The organism is Buttiauxella agrestis (genome assembly GCF_900446255.1).
In the GTDB taxonomy this organism is placed as follows: domain Bacteria; phylum Pseudomonadota; class Gammaproteobacteria; order Enterobacterales; family Enterobacteriaceae; genus Buttiauxella; species Buttiauxella agrestis.
Genome location: NZ_UIGI01000002.1, coordinates 24,905 through 45,416 on the forward strand (window position 1 = coordinate 24,905; position 20,512 = coordinate 45,416).

15 protein-coding genes and 7 pseudogenes are annotated in these 20,512 nt (G+C 51.0%); 5 read left to right on the forward strand and 17 right to left on the reverse strand.

The window, feature by feature from the left end; genetic code table 11:
* Positions 1 to 42: 42 nt before the first annotated feature.
* The 4 pseudogenes from DY231_RS25655 to DY231_RS23740 all read right to left on the reverse strand — a co-directional run.
* Positions 43 to 179: pseudogene (locus tag DY231_RS25655) on the reverse strand (IS5/IS1182 family transposase); the annotation flags it as partial.
* Positions 180 to 210: 31 nt separating this feature from the next.
* Positions 211 to 628 (reverse strand): annotated as a pseudogene (locus tag DY231_RS23725) (IS3 family transposase); the annotation flags it as partial.
* An 83-nt stretch (positions 629 to 711) separates the two neighbouring features.
* Positions 712 to 2,208: pseudogene (ltrA, locus tag DY231_RS23730) on the reverse strand (group II intron reverse transcriptase/maturase).
* Between the two features lie 507 nt (positions 2,209 to 2,715).
* Positions 2,716 to 2,832, reverse strand: a pseudogene (locus DY231_RS23740) (IS6 family transposase); the annotation flags it as partial.
* Positions 2,833 to 2,894: 62 nt separating this feature from the next.
* Here DY231_RS23740 and DY231_RS23745 point away from each other — a divergent pair.
* From DY231_RS23745 to DY231_RS23765, 4 genes and pseudogenes are all read left to right on the forward strand, one after another.
* Positions 2,895 to 3,588 (forward strand): IS6 family transposase gene (locus tag DY231_RS23745; RefSeq protein ID WP_115631956.1). Its coding sequence is split into 2 segments (ribosomal slippage): positions 2,895 to 2,959 and positions 2,958 to 3,588, totalling 696 coding nucleotides; the frame shifts between segments, so codons are not numbered across the junction.
* Between the two features lie 273 nt (positions 3,589 to 3,861).
* Positions 3,862 to 4,158, forward strand: a complete 297-nt coding sequence (locus DY231_RS25660; protein WP_370511357.1) for a LysR family transcriptional regulator — start codon at positions 3,862 to 3,864, stop codon at positions 4,156 to 4,158.
* Positions 4,159 to 4,456: 298 nt separating this feature from the next.
* Positions 4,457 to 5,076: pseudogene (locus tag DY231_RS23760) on the forward strand (IS5 family transposase); the annotation flags it as partial.
* 119 nt (positions 5,077 to 5,195) lie between these two features.
* On the forward strand, positions 5,196 to 5,960 hold the full coding sequence (locus DY231_RS23765) for a hypothetical protein (protein WP_115631958.1): 765 nt from the start codon (positions 5,196 to 5,198) through the stop codon (positions 5,958 to 5,960).
* Positions 5,961 to 6,167: 207 nt separating this feature from the next.
* Here DY231_RS23765 and DY231_RS23770 read toward each other — a convergent pair whose 3' ends face one another.
* Complete coding sequence (locus DY231_RS23770; protein ID WP_115631959.1) at positions 6,168 to 7,700, reverse strand: IS3 family transposase; 1,533 nt, start codon at positions 7,698 to 7,700, stop codon at positions 6,168 to 6,170.
* A gap of 107 nt (positions 7,701 to 7,807) precedes the next feature.
* Here DY231_RS23770 and DY231_RS23775 point away from each other — a divergent pair.
* Positions 7,808 to 7,957 (forward strand): annotated as a pseudogene (locus tag DY231_RS23775) (transposase); the annotation flags it as partial.
* 3 nt (positions 7,958 to 7,960) lie between these two features.
* Here the strand turns inward: DY231_RS23775 and tnpC are convergent.
* The 12 genes and pseudogenes from tnpC to tssF all read right to left on the reverse strand — a co-directional run bounded on the left by tnpC (position 7,961) and on the right by tssF (position 20,492).
* Positions 7,961 to 9,553: an IS66 family transposase gene (gene tnpC / locus DY231_RS23780; RefSeq protein WP_115631960.1), complete on the reverse strand. Its 1,593-nt coding sequence runs from the start codon at positions 9,551 to 9,553 to the stop codon at positions 7,961 to 7,963.
* A 30-nt stretch (positions 9,554 to 9,583) separates the two neighbouring features.
* Positions 9,584 to 9,934: an IS66 family insertion sequence element accessory protein TnpB gene (tnpB, locus tag DY231_RS23785; RefSeq protein WP_115631961.1), complete on the reverse strand. Its 351-nt coding sequence runs from the start codon at positions 9,932 to 9,934 to the stop codon at positions 9,584 to 9,586.
* Positions 9,931 to 10,344 (reverse strand): transposase, encoded by a 414-nt coding sequence (locus DY231_RS23790; protein WP_115631962.1) that lies wholly within the window; start codon positions 10,342 to 10,344, stop codon positions 9,931 to 9,933. The genes tnpB and DY231_RS23790 overlap by 4 nt, the downstream gene beginning before the upstream one ends.
* Before the next feature lie 86 nt (positions 10,345 to 10,430).
* Positions 10,431 to 11,060 (reverse strand): DUF2913 family protein, encoded by a 630-nt coding sequence (locus tag DY231_RS23795; protein WP_172588750.1) that lies wholly within the window; start codon positions 11,058 to 11,060, stop codon positions 10,431 to 10,433.
* Between the two features lie 88 nt (positions 11,061 to 11,148).
* A complete protein-coding gene (locus tag DY231_RS23800) occupies positions 11,149 to 12,510 on the reverse strand; it encodes a VasL domain-containing protein (RefSeq protein ID WP_115631964.1) in 1,362 nt (453 codons plus the stop codon).
* Between the two features lie 34 nt (positions 12,511 to 12,544).
* Positions 12,545 to 12,994: a type VI secretion system baseplate subunit TssE gene (gene tssE / locus DY231_RS23805; RefSeq protein ID WP_115631965.1), complete on the reverse strand. Its 450-nt coding sequence runs from the start codon at positions 12,992 to 12,994 to the stop codon at positions 12,545 to 12,547.
* Positions 12,995 to 13,199: 205 nt separating this feature from the next.
* On the reverse strand, positions 13,200 to 13,490 hold the full coding sequence (locus DY231_RS23810; RefSeq protein ID WP_115631966.1) for a bacteriocin immunity protein: 291 nt from the start codon (positions 13,488 to 13,490) through the stop codon (positions 13,200 to 13,202).
* 4 nt (positions 13,491 to 13,494) lie between these two features.
* Positions 13,495 to 14,841, reverse strand: a complete 1,347-nt coding sequence (locus tag DY231_RS25455) for an S-type pyocin domain-containing protein (protein WP_370511358.1) — start codon at positions 14,839 to 14,841, stop codon at positions 13,495 to 13,497.
* A 30-nt stretch (positions 14,842 to 14,871) separates the two neighbouring features.
* Positions 14,872 to 17,103: pseudogene (locus DY231_RS25460) on the reverse strand (type VI secretion system Vgr family protein); the annotation flags it as partial.
* A 4-nt stretch (positions 17,104 to 17,107) separates the two neighbouring features.
* Positions 17,108 to 17,632 carry a type VI secretion system lipoprotein TssJ gene (gene tssJ / locus DY231_RS23820; RefSeq protein ID WP_115631968.1) on the reverse strand — a complete coding sequence of 175 codons (525 nt, stop codon included), beginning with the start codon at positions 17,630 to 17,632 and terminating at the stop codon, positions 17,108 to 17,110.
* 44 nt (positions 17,633 to 17,676) lie between these two features.
* Positions 17,677 to 18,759: a type VI secretion system baseplate subunit TssG gene (gene tssG, locus DY231_RS23825; protein ID WP_115631969.1), complete on the reverse strand. Its 1,083-nt coding sequence runs from the start codon at positions 18,757 to 18,759 to the stop codon at positions 17,677 to 17,679.
* The gene (gene tssF / locus DY231_RS23830; protein ID WP_115631970.1) at positions 18,723 to 20,492 is read right to left on the reverse strand and encodes a type VI secretion system baseplate subunit TssF; all 1,770 of its coding nucleotides are present in this window, start codon (positions 20,490 to 20,492) and stop codon (positions 18,723 to 18,725) included. The genes tssG and tssF overlap by 37 nt, the downstream gene beginning before the upstream one ends.
* Between the last annotated feature and the right edge of the window lie 20 nt (positions 20,493 to 20,512).

The window sequence follows — 20,512 nt, forward strand, 5'->3', positions numbered from 1 at the left end:
ATAAATCGGATTTAGATAACAGGTCACCTATCAGTCATTTTCTCAGATAATCCGTATGCTTTCGGATATACCTGCATCCGTCATTTTGTTTAAAGCACGGATCATGACCATACCTTCTCAGACTTGGCATCGTAATCCCGCAGGGTCAGATAACCACCAATCAGTTGTTTTACACTATACTGATCCTACCCACGTAATGTGGACACGGTCCTAAGCGAGGTTCTGGTTTTCAAATTGTTCCGGGCTGAGTCCGCCACAGGGGCTGTGACATCGCCAGCGATTGTAGTCACACTCAATATAATTAAACACTGTCGTTCGCATTATTTCCCGACTGGCAAAGTATTCTCCATGGATACATTCCACTTTCAGCGAGTGAAAGAAGCTTTCCACACAGGCATTGTCGTAACAACAGCCTTTTGCGCTCATACTGCCACGCAAATTATGACGTTTCAGTAAGGCTTGGTAATCCCCTGAACAATACTGGCTGCCTCTGTCAGTATGAACAATGACTTTTTCCGGGCGCTTTCGCCGCCATACGTGGCGACATTGACCAGCCGATGACGGCCCGGGATCACAGGTCAATGACCACCGCCAGGTAAAGCCAGCCCTCATCAGTGTGAAGTAGAGTAAGAGACAGGGCGTAGTCGGACTATTTCCCTGCCTCTCCTCTCCGAACCGGACGTGCACCTTTCAGTGCATCCGGCTCTCCATTTAAATGCTGGCGAATGCCATTGCTACTTCTGTAAAACGCGATGTATACGTGTTTCTGACTTCAGTCCTCAGGTAAGGATTCCCTTCGGGCAGACGCCAGCGGAACAACTTCTTGCCTTGCCCTACCAGCCGGTACAGGATTTCGCCACTGAGCTTGCCGTGGTTGGTTTTACCAAATATAACCAAGGTCCTTACTCTGACCGGGTTTCGGTGGTTTACACCAATAGCGCATCAGCGTTTTGATACCCACACGGTATTTACGGGCCAGCCAGTAGGCCATTTTCCAGAACACGACACGATCAATATAGCTGACTACACTGGCCTTAAAATCAAAGAACTGATAGAAAGCAGCCCAGCCTTTCAGCTTCCGATTAAGTACCTCAACCATATCGATTTTGCTTTCACTGTAATTGCCTGATAACAGTGCTGTCAGTGACGCTGCGAAGTTTCTGGCTTTCCTCATCGGGATGGTCGATACCACCCGCATATCGCCGTAACGACTGCGTTTGCGGATGATCCTGTGACCCAGAAAGATAAAGCCGTCGTTAACATGGGTGATTTTAGTCTTATCCATGTTCAGCCTGAGTTTCAGGCTGTCTTCAAGCACACTACGACACTCCTCCCTGATGGCTTCTGCCTGTGCTTTGGTGCCTTTGACGATAAGCACGAAGTCATCGGCATAGCGGCAGTACGCTACAGCAGGTTTCCATTGCCAGTTTTCTCTGACTGCGGTACTTCGGCCTCGCTGGATACTGTTATTCCAGTACCAGCGATCCTTTCTGGCTTTCCCGCTCAGATAGCGTTTATGCAGATACTGATCGAACTCATTGAGCATGATATTCGACAGCAACGGCGATATTACGCCACCTTGCGGCACGCCTTCACTGGCCGCCCGAAAGAGACCAACATCGATATGTCCCGCCTTGATGGTTTTCCACCGCAGGGCCAGGAAACGTGCGTCACTAACCCTGCGACGTACGGCCTTCATCAACAATCGATGGTGTACAGTGTCAAAGTAGCTGGACAGATCACCTTCAATCACCCAGCGGCCCCGCATTTCCCCACAGTCGGTTAGTTGTAATTTCACCGTGCGTATCGCGTGGTGGACACTGCGTTCAGGCCGGAAGCCATACGAGAGAGTATGAAAATCACTCTCCCATATCGGCTCCATTGCCATCAGCATTGCCCGCTGAACAATGCGGGGATACCCAGAGGTCGCAGTTTGCCGTTGCTTTTGGGGATGTAAACCCGTCTTGCTGGCAGGGGCTGGTAGTGACCTGAGAGGAGCTCATTTCTGAGTATTTGTAACTCAGCAGCCAGTCTGGCCTGTAGCGTTGTTTTATTCACGCCATCAACGCCGGGGGTATGCGCTCCCTTTGATGAAAGCGTGATCCGCGCGGCTTCAGTCAGCCATTCTGGTTGTGTTATCAGACGCAGCAGCCGTTCAATCCGTCGGGACGGATCGGTGGCTGCCCATGTGGCAAGCTTGCGTTGCATTTCGCTGATTATCAAAGGTCTTCACCTCGTTAGGTCAGTTAATTCACGTCGCAAACACATGTAAACTGCTTCCCTTCGCCATGTAATGGGCTTTCCCCATCGCGGACTACTACGAAAGCTCCGCCGGTCAATGCGTCATTGAGGTCATGCCCCCTTAGCATCCGTCATTGACCTTCCCCGGTTCACCTGTCTGGACTCAGACATATTGAGGAAGCTGCCCATCGCACTCTTTATCCTTGCTTGCCGCAAGTTGGCAGAAATCAGCAGTCCGGCTGTGATGGATCCTGCTGTCCCGGTTTTCTGGTTATATATCAGATAGCCTTCGACCAACTGCACTTACCTGTTGCCGTTGACGCTTTCTGCATGACCTGTCAGATCACTTAGGCCGTGGTGACATTCCAACCCTCAGAGACGGATTAATGGGTTCATGTTCTTCAGCTTTTCAATATTCAGCCTTGAGGATCATCTTGGCTTAGTGATCTCGCTTCAATCCCCGTTGTCAGCGGTTTAGGCAGCTAACAGGTAAAACTGTTCAGCCGGTGACAATCCGTCGCCGGCTGGAGGCTGAAATTGACCCTTGCGGATCATGTGAATGAACTCAATGCCCGCCCGTATCGTCTGTGCTGGTTCTGTAGCATTAAGGCGGCGTCAGGTAACATATTGTTTTTTTGTTATGTTGCCTGACTATGTCTCTGGTCCGAAACGCTTTCAGTCGTCTGCATTACCCTGTCGATGTTATTGCACAATGTTCGCTGGTATCTGGCTTACCCATTGAGTCTGCGGAACCTGGAAGAGATGATGGCCGAACGGGGCATTGTCGTTGACCATTTCACCCTCCATCGCTGGGTTATCCGCCTCGTCCCCTTGCTGGATAAGGCGTTTCGTCGTCGTAAACGCGCCGTGGGGCGTCGGTGGCGGATGGACGAAACTTACATCAAAGTCAAAGGCCAGTGGAAATATCTGTACCGGGCAGTCGATACAGCGGGGCAGACCATTGATTTCCTGCTGACGGCTAAACGGAATGCCGCAGCCGCGCTGCGTTTCTTTCGCAAGGCCATTCGCCATCATGGTGAACCAGAGGTTGTCACCATCGATAAAAGTGGTGCCAACACGGCTGCTCTGGCGGCACTCAACGCCGGTAAACCTGATGAAGAAACCATTACTGTCAGGCAGAGCAAATACCTGAACAACCTTTTGGAGCAGGACCACCGAAATATCAAACGGCGAACCCGACCGATGCTGGGATTCAAATCATTCCGGCGAGCACAGACGATACGGGCGGGCATTGAGTTCATTCACATGATCCGCAAGGGTCAATTTCAGCCTCCAGCCGGCGACGGATTGTCACCGGCTGAACAGTTTTACCTGTTAGCTGCCTAAAAAAACGGCATCGCGGATCTTTTCAAACTCTCTCCGATAACGCGACAGAACCATTTATTCAACAAAGCCGAAGTCACTCTTAAAAATGTGACCATAAATGCTCTTGAGCTGCTAGCAGATTTTTGTGAAAAATTCCATATCTACTAATGGATGTTGATCATTAGTCAGGAATGGCAGATGATTATAAAAATTAACACGTCCTTATGATAATCTTATGGCTTATGGCTTATGGCTTATGGCTTATGGCTTATGGCTTATGGACTGATGCTGATAATGAAAAATTTAAGGCAAGAACCAGCACTATCTAAGTCAAAAAGACTGGATTTAAATTCATTACTTGTATTTATGGAAATATATAATACTGCTAGCATATATGATGCTGCGAAAAAAATGGGAATATCCACTTGCTCGGTGTCTCAAAACCTTAATAAAATGAGACTGCATTTTAAATATATGCTTTTCATCCATCATGACCAAGTCTTCCTGGCTACACCCTTAGTAAAAGAGGTTTACACCACATTGAAGGACGACCTCGAAAGTTTACTGGGAAAGTTGAAGGATATTGGATGAACCGGTACTTTGTCGGACTCTCTTGCAAAGTACCACACTACCTTTAAAGGATTTTGTTTAAAGTACGGATAATGGTCATAGTTTCTCTGGCTTGGGTATTCTAATCCCGCAATGTCAGATGACCGCCAAATAGTTTTACACGATACATCGTCATTTCCGCCATCGAATGCGGTTATAAAACTGTGCTCTATTTCCAGTAACTGTTGATCCCCGTGGGTCTTTGCCTTGCGACAGCTTGATTTCGCTCAACAGACGCTGCTAAGCAGTAACCGCCAGTGTTCTCACGGGATATACTTGTGCCGCAGCCCATCGTCGTTTCCAGGAGTGGCGTGATGCCGGGGTTTTCGAGCGGTTCTGGCAAAACGGATTGCTTGCCTGCGAGAAGCTTGATGCCATTGACTGGTCATTGTTGTCGATGGATGGCTGCATGACAAAATCGCCACTTGCAGGCTCAAAAAAACAGGTCGTAACCCTACTGACCGGGGAAAACAGGGCGTAAAACGCAGCCTGATGACCGATGCGAAGGGACTTCCGCTCTCACTGGTTGTTGCCGGGGCCAATACCCACGACATCAAGCTGGTTGAAGATACGCTCGACGGGCTACAGGCAGGTAGACCGGGTCAGAGGCTGCGTCTGTGCCTGGACAAAGACTATGCAGCCGAATGGCTGGAAACCTGTCTGATAGCACGTCGTTATGAACCCCATATTCAGTCGAGGAAAGAGGAGTCTGAGGCGATTAAAAACAGCGACTTCAAGGCACATCGTTGGGTTGTAGAAAGAACACACAGCTGGATGAATCGCTTTCGCCGCATCCTGACGCGTTGGGAGAAAAAGGTCGAAAACTACGAGGCGATGCTGCATTTTGCATGCAGCATTATTGTCTGGAATAAAATCCTATTGGGATTGGCTCTTAGTTAGGGTAACTATAAAACTACAAAGGTATATATACAACCATATTTGTATACAATTGTTTTTTGGTTTGTCTTTCTTTTGTAATATAAACTGGTAACTAATTTTTTTGAAAGGAATATACGTCAATGAAAAGTGTTAAAAATTTACCAAAATCCAACGATCATATGTTTCTAGCACAAAGTGAAGAAAGCATAAAGCATATGCTTAGCCAATGGAAAATTCAAAATTTACCCGGCGACATTCGTCTGATTCATACTATCCCTAGCTATACTCGCTTTGATGGCCCGTTATTCAGGCAATGTGCTGAAGATGTACTAAATACATGGGATGTCATTTCAACATCTCTTATTGACATAAATAAGATAAGAAGAGTATCAACGGATTTAAAAGGAACTATTCGAAGACAGAATGCAATGTTTTATGAGATAGGATTTGTATTAGATGTTCCATGTCAGAATATAATTGGCACATTTAAGAATGATGTATATTTTCCTAATCATGCTGGTCGTGAAAATGCAAGCCCGGTGGGAAAAGTAATAAATTCAGCTGCATTGTTTGAGCACATCAGCAGTGGAGAACGAAAACTTAAATCAAATGGTGAGCGTTTACCTCCGGTTGTTGGAGGGTACAATCAAATAAGCTCACCAATGGAAATATTAAACTCAACAAATAATTATAAACACAATGAAATTCTTGTCATCGGAAAATCAGGGGTGAACATATATAAAGGACTCCCTGCAACAGATAGGATTGAAGTTATTGCAATAGTAATTTCACCTAAAGTAATACCAAGAAATCATTCAGAGAACGTTGAGTTCAAAAGGAGGTGGAATATAATAAAAAACAATCTTGCTGGCCTAAACCCAAATGTTCCATGCCAATTTATATAATAATATATTTAATTACTGTCATTAAATATATTAAAACTTATTATAACAATGGCCTTTTGTTTGGTTTGGATTTTTTTTCATAAATCACACTGAAATAGGGAGCTAATCATTGCACTGACCATAAAGGGTTCTGTCGCGTTAACGGAGAGAGTTTGAAAAGATCCGCGCTGCCGTTTGGGGGTGCGGATGTTTTCCTGGACTGGTTTATCATCTGATACCGAGTTGTTGTCGGTACATAGCCGGACTGACTGCACCCAGCGACAGTTTAATCCGCCGTTCGTTATACCACCGGATGTAAGCATCCAAATGCAGCATAAAGCTGTCCAGTGTTATGCCTGACCATTCGCGACCATAATACATTTCCGTTTTCAGTCGACCGAAGAACCCTTCACATGCGGCATTGTCCGGTGAACATCCTTTTCGGGACATTGAACGGATAAGACCTGCTGCATTCACCCGCGTCAGCCAGCCTGGCCACCGATAATGACCACCTCTGTCGCTATGGATCACCGGCCGCTCTCCGGGCTTAAGCGTGCTGATGGCACCATCCAGCATCGTATTGGCCAGTTCAGCATCCAGCCGTGTTCCAACTGACCAGCTCACTACTTTACCATCGAAGCAGTCCACTACCGGGGACAGCCATACTTTGCCTGAAGGAAGCTGGAACTCTGTGATATCTGTCAGCCACTTCTGGTTGGGGGCTCCGGCGGTGAAGTCTCTGGCGAGAAGATTATCAGGGGCTGGACCAATTTCACCACAGTACGAACTGTAGCGGCGGCGACGTGAACGACTGACTACGAGCTGCTCTTCTGCCATCAGCCTGCGCACGACCTTTTCAGAAAGCCGCATGCCTTCATATCTGAGCATGGCGTGCAGGCGGCGATAGCCATAACAGCGGTAGTTGCTGTTAAAGACCTCCACCAACACGGTGCGTACCTCAGCATATTTGTCTGCTGCGAACAGGGCTGCACGGTGATAAAAATAGCTACTGCGGGCAAGCTGCAGGATGCTAAGCAGCTCTGTCAGCGAGCAAGTATTCCTGAAGGCATCAGCGACCTGAGTTTTTTCTCTGTTAGTCAGGGACTGAACGCTGATACCCGGGTCTTTTTTTATCAGTTCTTCCGCCTTCTTCAGGATATCAAGTTCCATCTGTTGCCGCCGAATCTGTTGCTGCAACCGGGCAACTTCATCCAGCAGCGTATCGCGTTCTTCCTGAAAGGAGGGATCTTTGTTTTTACGCATGGAACGATATGCCTCATCACCGATAAGTTCATTCTTCCATTTGTACAACACCTCGCGGCGGACACCAACTTTTTGAGCGACCTCACGGGCAGACTCGGACCGGGTACAAAGCTCTCTGACTGCCTGACGTTTTACCTCTGTATCAAAGGGAGCATGATGATTTTGTACAACGGAGATGAGCCGCCGTTTGCCCGGGTGAAGCTCGTCCAGCCAGCGATTCAGCAACCAGTCACTGGGATACCCCAGGCTTCTGCGGGTGAAAGCCTGGCAGCAGCCATGATTAAGGTAGTGCTCCACAGCAGCCCGTTTTTGTTCACTGGTGTAGCGGGGTTTTCTCGGAACAGACTCAGGTAGCACACCACCGGCCTGGATTATACGAGCCCAGCGTCTGAGCTGCCTGGTGGAAGGATATCCGAGTTCCTGGACAACCCGTGAAGCTTTTTTCCCGTATTTAAAGTAGAGCTCAACAGCCCGCAACTTATCTGCGTACGAAAACATAAACAATCTCCTGTGAGTCCAGGAAATCGTCCGCACCCCCACCCCGGACATCTCTACTTAGCCTTGACAAAGGATGTGGCAGCTCAATAGTAGTGTCCGCACCCCCTCTCTCCCGTTACGTGAGCGGCATAATCGCGAGTGCCACACATCGTCTGAATACCAGCGTGCTGGAGGGGATGAACAACAGGATCAAAGTGATAAAACGAATGGCCTATGGATACCGGGATAACGTAAACGTAAAGGCAGCGCCGCATTGACAGTTATTTAGAGGTCAGATCCACATTCCACGGCAGGAGATCCGCTACTTTGTTACACGGCCACTCTGGCAGCACACTCAGTATATGGCGCAGATAAGCTTCCGGATCGATTCCATTGAGTTTGCACGTACCGATCAGACCGTACAGCAGGGCCCCTCGCTCTCCACCATGGTCACTCCCGAAGAACATATAATTTTTTTTGCCCAGACAGACGGCCCTTAACGCCCGCTCCGCTGCATTATTATCAGGCTCTGCCAGTCCGTCACTGGCGTAATTGCACAACGCTGCCCACTGGTTCAGTGCATACCCGAACGCCTCACCCAGTCGGGACTTTTTCGACAGTGTCGCACTTTTATCCATCATCCACTCATGCAGCGAGTCGAGTAACGGTTTCGTTCGGGTCTGCCTGGCTGACAGCCTTTCGGCTTCCGGCCAACCGCGTATTTCTTCCTCTATAGCGTAGAGTTCACCGATGCGCTTCAGGGCTTCCTCTGCCGTGGCAGTATGGGTACTCATGTACACGTCATGGATCTTCCGGCGTGCGTGCGCCCAGCAGGCTGCCTCGATCAGCGCACCTCCTTCACGTTCTGCGCTGAACAACCGGTCATAACCGCCGTACGCATCAGCCTGTAACACGCCACTATATTGGCGAAGATGCTGTTGCGGATGTTTTCCCTGCCGGTCTGGCGAGAAAGCGAACCAGGCTGCCGGCGGGTCTGATGAACCGGCACTTCTGTCATCGCGTACATACGTCCAGATGCGCCCGGTTTTCGTCTTCTTCTTGCCCGGGGACAACACCGGCACCGGCGTATCGTCGGTATGAAGTTTGCGCGTATCCATCACGTAGCGGTACAGCGCCTCATCCAGCGGTGCCATTAACCGGCAGCAGGCATCCACCCAGTTGGAGAGTAAGGCCCGGCTCAGGTCCACACCCTGACGGGCCAGGATTTCAGTCTGACGGTACAAGGGCGTGTGCTCTGCGTATTTTGACGTCAGCACCCGGGCCAGCAGGCCCGGTCCGGCGATTCCGCGGTCAATGGGGCGCGAGGGGGCGGGTGCCTCAACGATGCAGTCACACTTTACACACGCCTTTTTTACCCTGACGGTGCGGATAACTTTCAGGGCGCAGGCGACCAGTTCCAGCTGTTCTGCACTGACTTCGCCGAGATATTTCAGGTCACTTCCGCACTCAGGACAGCCGGTTTCCACGGGTTCAAAGCGGTTTATCTCACGCGGAAGGTGTTCGGGAAGTGGTCGACGATGTCGGGACTGGCGAAGCTGGCGGGGAACCTGCGGATCGTTTTCCCGACCGCTGTAACGGTCATTCTCCTGCTCGTGTTGTTTGAGTTGTGCTTCAGCGTCTTCCACCTGTCGGCGCAGTTTTTCGGAGCGAGTGCCGAACACCATCCGGCGCAGTTTTTCCAGCTGTGCGCGCAGATGTTCTATTTCCCGCTCTTCGTTTTCTATCTTTTCTTCAGCACGGGCCAGCGCCGAGCGCAGGAAGGACTCCGTTTCTTCCACGAGGCTGAGTTGGCTGTTTTTTTGTCGGAGCTCTTCTTCAAGTGCTGCGATGCGGGTGAGATAGTCGCGATTCATGACCACAGTTATAATGTGGTCATGATGTTTTTACAACATTGTCAGCGAGTTAAGTCGGGATGTTTTTGGCTGACGCCAGTCCAGTTTATCCAGAAGCATGGCAAGCTGTGAGCGGGTAATGGCGATTTTGCCATCACGTACGGCAGGCCAGATGAACTGACCTTCTTCCAGCCGTTTGGTAAACAGGCACAGACCGTCAGCATCAGCCCAGAGGATCTTCACGGTATCGCCCTTGCTGCCACGGAAGATAAACAGATGACCGGAGAACGGGTTTTCATCAAGTGCATGCTGTATCAGCTCACCCAGACCGTTGAAGGATTTACGCATGTCGGTGACGCCTGCAACCAGCCAGATCCGGGTGCCCGACGGTAGTGATATCATCGGGTCCTCCCTGTCAGCTCGCGGATGAGCACGGCCAACAGCTCTGGAGACGGGTTATCCAGCGTCATTTTACCATGGCGGAACTCCACGCAGCAGGATGACGCATTCAATGGGGAGAACAGCGCCGATCCGGTGTTCAACTCATCTGATAGTGACGGGTCAGGTATCACCTCAACAGGTAGCAGCCCTGGGGATGGTGAAGAGCTCGTCGTTGCTGGCAGGCGGCGTGATATACGTCCTTCGTTTTGCCACAGGCGGAGCCATTTGAAGATAACATTGTCGTTGATGCCGTTTTCGCGGGCAATCTGAGCAACACATGCCCCGGGCTGAGAGGCCAGTTCGACCATACGAAGCTTTAAGTCGTTCGGATAATTTTTTCGGGGTTCGGAACGCCAGGTTTGAGATGTCATGGTTAGATGCCCGTCTGTACAGGTGGACGTCTAAGTTAGCAGGACGGGTCTGTTGGCAAAATACGGCACTAAATTGACGCTTACGTTTAATCGTCAAGGTTCATCTCCACATTATTTGAACAGTGCAAAGTAACCTTACTTACACCTGCTTTATCCCTGGTGATTTTAAAGTTAAGCATGCACTTGTTTAATAAGTCGGGCAACCCTGAGTCATCACCTGTAAAATATAAATCCAGGTCAGTAATCAGCTGGTCATCGCTATCGCTAAATGCGATATTTAGCGTCTCAAATGGAGTATAAACCGCAGACACAGTTGAAGGTTTACTCACGATGTTAATGATTTCGCTTAATGGGAGTAATACATCATTCCATCCCATTGATTTTAATGTCTCGATGAATAGCAAAAATCGGTATCGGTCGCTTTTATCCCCCAAATCACTTTGTCCAGATTGATGCAGAAAAGTAACTTTATTGAATAACTTTGCTGAAGCCCCGTATGTCTCACCCTGATTAATTAACCAGAGAATTGTTTTAGCAACGGATTTAGGAAAAAGCTTCTTACGTTGTGCTTCTTTTAACCACTTCATGATCAGAATGTGTTTCTTTAGTGCCGAACCAGAACCTGACCGTTTTTCTTCCATGGCTATATGGACCAGAAGGCACCAGGACAAATGAACCTGTTCCTCGGTGATCTGCGTTTGATATTGTGGTGTCAAATCGTCTATCTCTTTGCTTAATCAGAAGCTTTAGTATCCCAATGCACAATCGAAATCGCAATACCATGCCTTAATGGTATGACTTCCCCTATTCCCTGTTCCTGGTTGTGACAAGCATGTAGGAATTGTTCAACTGCCTGAGCTGTAAATCTGCCCGGTTTTGTAAGTCTCTGGACACTGGCTGGTTTACAGAGGATTTTTGCAATTGCCTTATCAGCTCTTCGGCCGGAATGCTGTCATTGAATGACTTCGATATAGAGAACACCGCCGTTTTGAGCTCGCTTACCGTCATGTACTTGCCCTTCTTTTCGTCCAGATGGTTCAGTCTGTCCTGGAGTTTCTGAAGATCAGTCACTCCCTGATACCACCCGCTAATACTGGCAGCAGGCAAAGAATTCGCCGCTAACTTCGACTGCCAGTCTTTTGAAACTGTTTTTGATAGTTCGGTATCGGGGTAAAGATGGCGAGTTTGCTCGACCAGTTGAGAGCCATATTGTAACGGCCAGTAAGGAGGTATGGTGATGAGTTCATCCAGTCGGGTTTTTAATGTCTTCGCATAGCTATCCCTGTTTGCTAACCATGCAGGGGAATCATTACGTAGCTGATCAGCAACCGGAAGTGGCAGGCTTGTTGGTAAAGCTGTGAGAGATGACATCACCGCCTCTTCCTCGGGATGGCTAAGCAATGTCGGTATGAATTTAAACGCGACCAGGCTCAATACCCCCGCCGTCAGCAACCCACTGAGGAATGCCAGACCGGGTGCGATTCGGGGGGTAGGTTTCTGCCTGACTTCGACATTAACCGTTGGCTGAGTATCTACAACATATACCCAACGTGGACTGTTGTTCACTTCTGCCGCAAGATCCTCTGCCCGTACTGGCAGCGTGACGTCAGTACGATGGCTTTCTAACTGGTCTGAGGAAGCATCGCTATTTTCGAGCCTGACTACGGTATTTTTCAATATTTGCCGTAGCACGTCCGTCCCGGCTGCGTTGTGCAGCTCCAGACGTTGTAAGGCTTCACCTGTGGAGCTCAGTAATTTTTCGCTCTGGTACAGGGCTGGTAAATCGACTCTGTGAAATGATAGTGTCCGGAATATCTGCTGGAGACGTTTACTCAGGCTACTGAGTATCTCTATACGGGCATGTGCCGAGGCAGGCCACATAGCTGACCACTGATAACGTATCAGGACATCAAGAATCGCCATGCCTTCATTGAAACCCTGTATACCTGCCAGGTTTGTTCTTGCCAGGGTAAACCATGCCGCCGTCTGGAGTTCGACACCATTGGTATCGAACAGATTTAATGCCAGTTTTTCAACATACTGCCAGTTCACGTCTGGACGAGCGGGATGGGATAGTTTTGCGAGTTCATCACGTAATTCTGAGAAATCTGGCAGTGTGCGGGGATCGCTTCCAGTCTTAAGGTGGCGTTCGGCTGAATGGAACATTGTGAAGTCCGTATCGAATGAGGGTTTGGGGGAGTTAAATAAACTGGTGTTTTTCCAGATACTGCTGTTGTTTCAGATGCCTGAGCATCACCTTACCTTCAGGCATGAATTCAGTGCCGTACCGCACAAGCCCAATACCTTTCAGTTCGGCATCGATGGCGTAACGCAGCTCTCCAGGTACTTCCTGTTCAAGCAGTGTGACATTGAGCGTCTGCAAACGAGGCTCATACTTCAGCAAAACACCGGAAAGTGTATCTATCAGTTCATGGGCGGTTCCGGGCATGCCTTGCAGGATTTTAGTCATATCCGGCAAACCGAAATCTGGTAAATGAGAGATGGCCCCCGCACGAGAGTTTAATATCCGTTGGATATTATCCAGTACGGATAAAATAACCTGGTCCTCTTCATTTGCCAGTTCAAGGGGAAGGTCACCTGTGAAATTTCCAGTGAGAATTTCATATAAGGAGGGAGATTTTCTATCCATGACACACTATATTCCTAACAATTTTTTGGTGGCAGATGTTTTGAATGTTGTTTGAAATTATTGATGAACCTTAAAAAACAAGTGATTGACTTTGTCTGAAGTGATTTATTTCGTTAAAACGGATTCTGGATTGTCCGCATTAGGTTTGCCTGGGTAATAGTAAAAAACACTTACGGCGATAATATATTTTTCCCCACAATGAAGTTTATTGGGGATCTTTAAACAAAGGCAATCCATTGGATTTTCGCCATTCTATTACTGATTTTATTATATTCTCTGGCTCCCTAGCCTCTGGTGATTCTGGGTATGCAATAAGATCACCTTGTTTAGGATGTTCAGTTATTTTTATGAAGTGGTCCATTAGTCTATCTAAGTAAGAATCTAGTTCACTTCCTTTTAGAGACTTATCCTTCCTGGTTGCTCGCCTAAATTCATGTAAAAATTCGATGAATTCATCTTCAGTATAATCATTAATTGCATTTTTAAATTCGAACATTATTTTACCTTCTATAATGAATTTCATCATGTAAACGAGGGGTTACTATTCTTAAATTATCAATATCATATACACCGCCACCATTTTCTATCGCAATATCATGGTGTATCTGGAATTTTTTCACAACTTCTTTTGGGCCTATATAATACCCATCTTTAGGAACCCATGGTGCCAAGCCGCCACTAATTCTTTCCTGGTTATCCTCTCCAAATTGAGCCAAGAGGTCTGGGTCATTGCTTATTTCCATCCATATATCTTCGCGTAACTCATTGAAGGTATTGTATTTTTTCCTTCGTAATTTATCAGCAATATGAGCCGGAATTTTAGCACCTTCTCCACTGTTGGTAACTGATAAGTCGAGCCAATTTTTCCCATTTTCAATTTGAGCGCCATTGCCTGTTGCAGTTCCTGGCTGACTCCGTGAATCATCTTTCAGGTAAACATAAATCGGCTTAATCCCGGAGTCCGCAGGGAATACCAGAATATAATCGTTAAGATCACGTTCTTCCGGCACCGGGAATGGCGGGGTCGTGTATTCGTCTTTACCATCCGGGATCGGGGTGACCAGTATTGTCGCCTGGTCTATTGGCTTGATGTCGCTGCCAGTATGCGATGGAAGGTCGCTTCCTTCCGGTTTTTCTGGCGTCCAGGTGATCAGTGGGCCATCCACACCATGAGCGGGTGTGAACTCATAACGGTTGTTGGCTTCCACCCACTTCATGTCGGCCGTGCGTACACCTTCATACGGCGTACCTTCACCTGTGTGGACGCCGTAAACACGCATATTGCCCTGGTCATCGGCATGCCAGAAAAAGCGGACCCGGGTTGTGGCTTTGGCCCCCGTTAGCGCTTTTTGTCGCAACTCTTCTTCGTACCAGTATTCGTCCCGACCAGGAACTTTGTCGCTTCCTGCCCCCGCTGACGGGATATACAGCGCGGACATCATCGCCCCCACGTATGGAATTCCACGGGCGGCACCCAACACGCCAGTAAGAGACCACTCCCCCCATACCTGAGTCATAACGCCAGCAGTTGTTCTGGCAGCCAGCGCTCCCCCTCCTATAGCAAGCGGTGCGGCTGAAGCTTCAGCCGGTGCTACTGCACTCTCACTTCCGGGTTTTCGCCGTTTAGCAGACTGAGCATGTTGAACGACTTCATCATCATGCTCATGTTGATGACCATAACCGCAGCAGTCGTCCTCAACAGGTTGGGCAAAGATCGTCATCTCACCAAAGTTATCGGCAGACTCTTCGTTTGTCCCGCCGTCAGTACATCCTTTCTCTTTCAGGCATGATTTGGCATAAACCGGCGTCACCCATGGCGTCAGCGTTTCAGGATTAAATTCCCGCATTGTTGCCGGAGGCGGCAGGCTGACTGTTTCCAACGGTAGCGCATTAGGTGCAGCAAACATCGTCCTTTTCACCTTGCGGATATACGACGCTGTCGTGCCGTACTCCACCTTCCCCGCCTCCAACTTCAGATAACTGCCGCCGCCAATCAGCGTGATGCGCTTCTTCCCGGCAAACGAGATGTCACTTTCTGAAGTAAATGTCAGTTTCTTCTCTGCAAACAGCCGCATGCTGGCGTTCTGGGCCTGCATGTCTATCGGGCCTTCCCCTGCTTTCAGGCTCAGTTGCCCGGTGCGGGCAAACAACCCCAGCTTCTCCCCTGCAAGGGCGGTCATATTGCCCATCACTCCGGCACTGATATCGCCCCCGGCATTGATGGCGAGGTTTTTTGTGGCCGTCAGTTGAAGGTGTTCGCCACTGGTGAACGCTATGCCTTCCGGGGCTGAGAACAATAACGCTTCATTGAGCGGCTTCAGACGTTGCTCAAACATTTGTATCTGGCTGTCGATATCCGCCTTCAGCGCCAGTGCCTGCTCTGCGGCCATCTCCAGCTGTTGCAGTTGCTGGTTCAGCTGGTCGATTTCTTTCAGGGCCGCGTCCATATCCAGCACCTCGCCCTGGGCTTTGGCCTGTCCGTCCGCACTCACATACAGTCCTTTACCTGCGCGGATTGTGCCCCGTTCATCGGTGCGTAACTCCGTGCCTTTGCCACGGGGCTGCGCCTTCTCATCCACCAGATGGCCGGTGTTCAGCTGGGTTTTTCCGTACTCCGTCGCGAGCTTGATATGCTCTTCGCCACGCTGGTCCTCCATCCGAAGCTTGTTGTTGGCCGGGGTTCTGAGAACATTGCGGGTGTGGTTGTCCCGGTTAACGTGGTCCGGATGTTCGGAGTCGTGCATTGCGTGAGAGATATAAGGCAGGTCGATATCACCATTACCGTACGCAATCGCCACTTCGGTCCCGTCGATGAGCGGTGTATGCCAGCCGAGGGTGTCACCCGAATACGGCTTCGCCATCCGCAGCCACAGATAGCCGTAACCCTGCTCTGACCCTTCCCGGTCAAAATCCAGCTTTACGCGGTAGCGGCCCTGTTCATCCAGGTACGCGTAGGTATCGTTCTTCTCCCGGCTCTCGATTCTGGCTGGCAGGGTGCCGTGGATTTCCGGGCGCGGGATTTCCACCGGGCGGAAGCTGTAGCGCTCGCTGTAGGGCATTCCTTCGACAGACACATGCAGGCGGGTATCACGGGCTGCACGGTAAGTGACCAGGGTGATAATCACACCTTCACTTAGGGCAGCGATGACGTTGCCCTGCGGCTCCAGCACCTGGCCGGGTGTCAGGCCCGAGGCATTACTGTCAAGACTGACACGGGCTGATTTATTCAGTTCGCGCTCGTGATGAATGCGGGCATAAAACGCTCCGCTTTCGGTTTCCGGCTCCGGTTCGGTGTCATCACCGGCTTCGCGGTAAGGGGCAGCGTAGCGGTATTGTTCGCCTGTCATGCTGGCGTCCTGCCGTACACTCACTGCTGTATCCAGTGGGGTACTGGCCGCACGGTAATTGTAATCACGTGTGGCAACCGTGCCGGTGACCACATTGTTCCGGGTGCGCACATCCCACACCGACTCTGCCGCACCATCGTACAGACCGGACGGCTCACTGTACGGCAGGCGCACATCAAACTGATAGTTGAGCTGGCTGTCGGCAAACAGGTAAACATCCATTTCCCGGGTGCTGTCCATCTCCGTACGCCAGTAAATCCCCACTTCCGACAGAATGCGCTGCACAAACTCCAGGTCGGTTTCCCGCCACTGGGTGATGAGTTCACGTGCCGGATAAGTACGCTCCAGGCGGAACTCAAAATCCGGCCCTTCCAGCCCGTGCTGGCGCAAGACCTGCTCCACCACTTCCGGGACGGACTGGTTCTGGAACACGGCACACTGGCGGGTGAAGGAGAGCAACGCCAGGCGGGAGCTCAGCGTCACTTTGTAATGCGACTGGTCCTGGGTGGTGGACAACCATTCCAGACGGGTGATGATGCCATGAACGCTTTTACCACTGCGCATCCGCAGGGAGCCATACTTCATCAGCACCTGCTCCGGGGCAATGTTTGCCTGCGGAGTGGTGAATTCAATGTCCCAGCTAAACGGCTCGCTTAACGCTTCCCGCCCGGTAAAATTCAGTACATCCGGCAGTACGGTGCTGTCGTTAATCTCAAGAGAATAGCGCGTCTGCCCGTCAAAAAGAGCTAACCAGTTATCCATCACTTCACTCCTTTACCGGCACGAGGTTGATCCAGCCATCACCGAGCTCTAGGGTGCGCGGTTTGTCCGGATCGAGGTCATCACGGGTCAAGACCTTCCGCCAGCGGTTGTCTTTCATATCCGGTCGGTTGAACAGGGCAACCACCGCCACGAACTGCGCATTTTCATCCATCGGCATATTGAGCGACACGCTGCCGTTGGGCATCACCAGCAGCTCTTTTGACGCCAGCACATCCTCTTTGAGTACCGTATCGGCGTTACGCAGCAACGTCTGATAATCAGCAGCATCCACACCTTTACGGTCCTTGAGCTGATAGACCCGGACCATTGTCGCCAGTGGCGTCTGTGCGCCATCGGCATTGACGGCGGTACGCGGCGTGAAGTCCAGATGAAGGGTTTTAATGTGTTTATAGAAGATGGATTTCGTCAGACTGACTGTGCCATCCGTGACGGTCTGGGTCAGACCGCAGCCTGAAAGCAGACCGCAGGCGACAAGCGTCAGCGCCCACCAGCGGGTAACTGTTGCCATTCAGAAGTTCCTTAATTGAGAAGAGGGGGAGCGGGATGACATGCTTAATCGAAACGGTAGTGACCGTCTTCAGCCGGTGCCAGCACCTGGCATTGCAGCCCTTCATAGCAACCCAGACTGACGGTCAGGGTTTCACGGTTATCGCTGAGTTTGCCGTCTCTCAGTCCGAGCAGACCGGTGCGCCCCAGTTGAATACGCCGACCTTTGCCCAGGCGGGGCTCTGGCAGGAGTCGCACCGGTACGGTCAGGCGTAACCGCGCATCACTGCGGTAGCCCAGATACACACGCATCAGCACCAGCAGGTCGGTATGGATGTGACCGCCAGGTAACCAGCCTTCGGCTTCCTCCGGATCGTCCGTGACCAGTGTCACCAGCACCCGGCTGCATGCTTCTTTGGCGGTTTTGCCCAGTGTTGCTCGCTGCGAAAGTTGAACACGGTTTCCAGCCCCTAACCCACTGCGGTTATTGATATGCACTTTGACCGGATCAGGTTCGGTGATCGTCGCCCGGGTATGCGGGGCCAGCAGGCTGACCAGTGCCCGGATACCTTCCGCATTGCGGGTCGGTAAACGCATGGTGCCCAGCAGCGCCAGGAATCGGGAAACCGGGGTTGCCACATGTTCAGCCGTACCCGGAATACCGAGACCCACCAGCCCCAGCAGGCACTGGGAAGTGGCGTCACGGCCCCCGGCTTCAAACGTGGCCGGGTATGCATACTTGCGCCAGATACGGTAATACTGCGTGGTGATACGGTGGCTGAAGATATCCAGAAACGAGGTGACCGCTTCATGCCCTTCCCGGCGCTGCGCGATATCATCCAGATACATGCCCGGGAGGGGCGAGTCCACACCGTACATGCCCAGAAAAGTGGTACGCACGGTCGGGGGGCGTTCGGGATGATCCTCATCAGTCTCTACCGCCTTGAGCGTGCTGACGGGAAATCCCATCCCCGGCCAGGGGCGAAAACGCACCGGATCGTTGGCGGGGTGGCTGGTGGCCCCGAGCTTCGGTGAGTCAGGACTTTCCTGCTCCAGCAGCTGGCAGAAACGGTAAAAATTGGCTCGCCAGATGTCCTTATTGAGGGCGAATGTCAGCCCGGTACGTGCTGGCTGTGAAATTCTTTCCATCGCAGTCGTTTCCCTGTCGGTTGCAGCACCAGCGTGAGCTGGTTAAAGAGGTGAATATCCGCATACAGCGCGAAGAAGCGATGCAGCATTTCGCCAAAGAGGTTCACATCCCCCTCACCTGCAAAATTATCCATGTTCAGCGTGACCTCGATATCCACGCCCCGCAGCATAAAGCCCTTCTCGAAGCGCCGGATAAGCGTGTGCTTCACCGCGACAATGGCTTCAAGGCGACGGCGGTTCATCTCATCGTCGGTCCAGTCATACAGGGCCAGCGTTCCTCGCAGCACTTCAGGGTTATCCATCATGCTGAGGAAGTTTGAGCCAAGATGACTCATGACCCGCCAGTGGAAACGGTCACTGGCCGGTGGATACAGCGGCATTGTCGGGGCAGAAACATTCAGCACCCGGACCGGGACTTTGCCTGCTTTGACCACCCTGTCTAACAGGGTGCTTTCCAGTGCCTTACGCGGGAGCTGGCCGTTGGTGCCGGTGATCCGCATCGAGAGTGATTCGGGTTTCTCAGACAGCTGATCCAGTTCAAAGGAGCGGCCACCGAGAATAAGCCAGGTGTCATAAAGGCCCGATGCCCCGCGTTTGACCCGGGTATGGAAATAGCGCTCGGGTGCATCGTGGCGCATCATGCCGCCCCGGTGCCGGAAACTGGTGAACGGAACATACTGATGTTTGCCGAGTTTCACCGCACCGTGGATGTTATCAACGCTGTAAATCTCGGTGTGGCCGTCCTGAAGACGCAGTGGCCGCAGCAGGTATTCATTGTCCAGTGGGTTAAGCGTCAGCGGGTCGGCTTCGAGTGTGAAGAGGTTGATAACCGGCGCACAATGCAGGCGGAAGTTCTCGGTCTCAAACGGCAGATCGGATGACCAGGCTTCAGTGAGCACGATGTCGATTTCAAACCAGGTACTGGCCGCATTCAGCCCGATGGTTTCAAGACCCCGCAGCTCAACAAACATAAACTTCGGACGGAAGCTGAAGTATTCAAGCAACAGCTGATAACCACTGAAGGCAGAATCCGCTTTCTTCCACAGTCCGTCATGGTCATCAAAGCCCATCGGCTTGCACCAGCCATCAAACTGATGGCGTTCGGTGCGGGTTCCGGCATGACGGGCATGCATGGCATGAACGCGACGGGTCATCGCCAGATGCAGGGCGGAGCTAATCGGGCTTTCGGCATTGAGAAAAATGGCGACTTTGTCGATCCCGGCCTTGCTCCAGTCCACTTTTTCCGGGCATTCAAAACGCAGGCGGATGGCAGAACGTCCATCGGTTTCGGTATGAAGACGCGCATCAGCAAGGTGCAGTGGTTGCAGAGGCACATCCCGCGTGGTCCGGTACTGGCAGGCGGTTTTGTGTGGCCCCACCGGACGCGAGAGAACCGAGAAACCTTCAGCCAGCGTTTCCGCCTGGCGAAGACTTTGCCACGCGGGAGAAAACTCAACGATAGCCAGGGATGGAATGGTCCGCATGTAGTGCGGCCACAACAGGCTTACCAGCCCTTCGGTCAGCTCCGGCAAATCATCATCAAGCTTTTCACGCAGTCGCCCCATCAGGAAGGCAAAGCCTTCAAACAGACGTTCTACGTAAGGATCACGTGCGCCGGGTTTATCCAGATTGAGCATTGCCGCCCGGTCCGGGTGCGCCCGGGCAAATTCTTTACCGGCCTCACGCAGGTAGCGCATTTCGGCCTCAAAATAGCGCAGGGTTAAGTCATCCATGCACGGGTATCCTGAAATTA

What these genes read in the sequence shown, in the direction of transcription:
- DY231_RS25660 (WP_370511357.1), top strand. Translation starts at nt 3,862, where the DNA reads ATGAAAAATTTAAGGCAAGAACCAGCACTATCTAAGTCAAAAAGACTG.
- DY231_RS23765 (WP_115631958.1), top strand. Translation starts at nt 5,196, where the DNA reads ATGAAAAGTGTTAAAAATTTACCAAAATCCAACGATCATATGTTTCTA.
- DY231_RS23770 (WP_115631959.1), bottom strand. Translation starts at nt 7,700, where the DNA reads ATGTTTTCGTACGCAGATAAGTTGCGGGCTGTTGAGCTCTACTTTAAA.
- tnpC (WP_115631960.1), bottom strand. Translation starts at nt 9,553, where the DNA reads ATGAATCGCGACTATCTCACCCGCATCGCAGCACTTGAAGAAGAGCTC.
- tnpB (WP_115631961.1), bottom strand. Translation starts at nt 9,934, where the DNA reads ATGATATCACTACCGTCGGGCACCCGGATCTGGCTGGTTGCAGGCGTC.
- DY231_RS23790 (WP_115631962.1), bottom strand. Translation starts at nt 10,344, where the DNA reads ATGACATCTCAAACCTGGCGTTCCGAACCCCGAAAAAATTATCCGAAC.
- DY231_RS23800 (WP_115631964.1), bottom strand. Translation starts at nt 12,510, where the DNA reads ATGTTCCATTCAGCCGAACGCCACCTTAAGACTGGAAGCGATCCCCGC.
- tssE (WP_115631965.1), bottom strand. Translation starts at nt 12,994, where the DNA reads ATGGATAGAAAATCTCCCTCCTTATATGAAATTCTCACTGGAAATTTC.
- DY231_RS23810 (WP_115631966.1), bottom strand. Translation starts at nt 13,490, where the DNA reads ATGTTCGAATTTAAAAATGCAATTAATGATTATACTGAAGATGAATTC.
- DY231_RS25455 (WP_370511358.1), bottom strand. Translation starts at nt 14,841, where the DNA reads ATGCGGGAATTTAATCCTGAAACGCTGACGCCATGGGTGACGCCGGTT.
- tssJ (WP_115631968.1), bottom strand. Translation starts at nt 17,632, where the DNA reads ATGGCAACAGTTACCCGCTGGTGGGCGCTGACGCTTGTCGCCTGCGGT.
- tssG (WP_115631969.1), bottom strand. Translation starts at nt 18,759, where the DNA reads ATGGAAAGAATTTCACAGCCAGCACGTACCGGGCTGACATTCGCCCTC.
- tssF (WP_115631970.1), bottom strand. Translation starts at nt 20,492, where the DNA reads ATGGATGACTTAACCCTGCGCTATTTTGAGGCCGAAATGCGCTACCTG.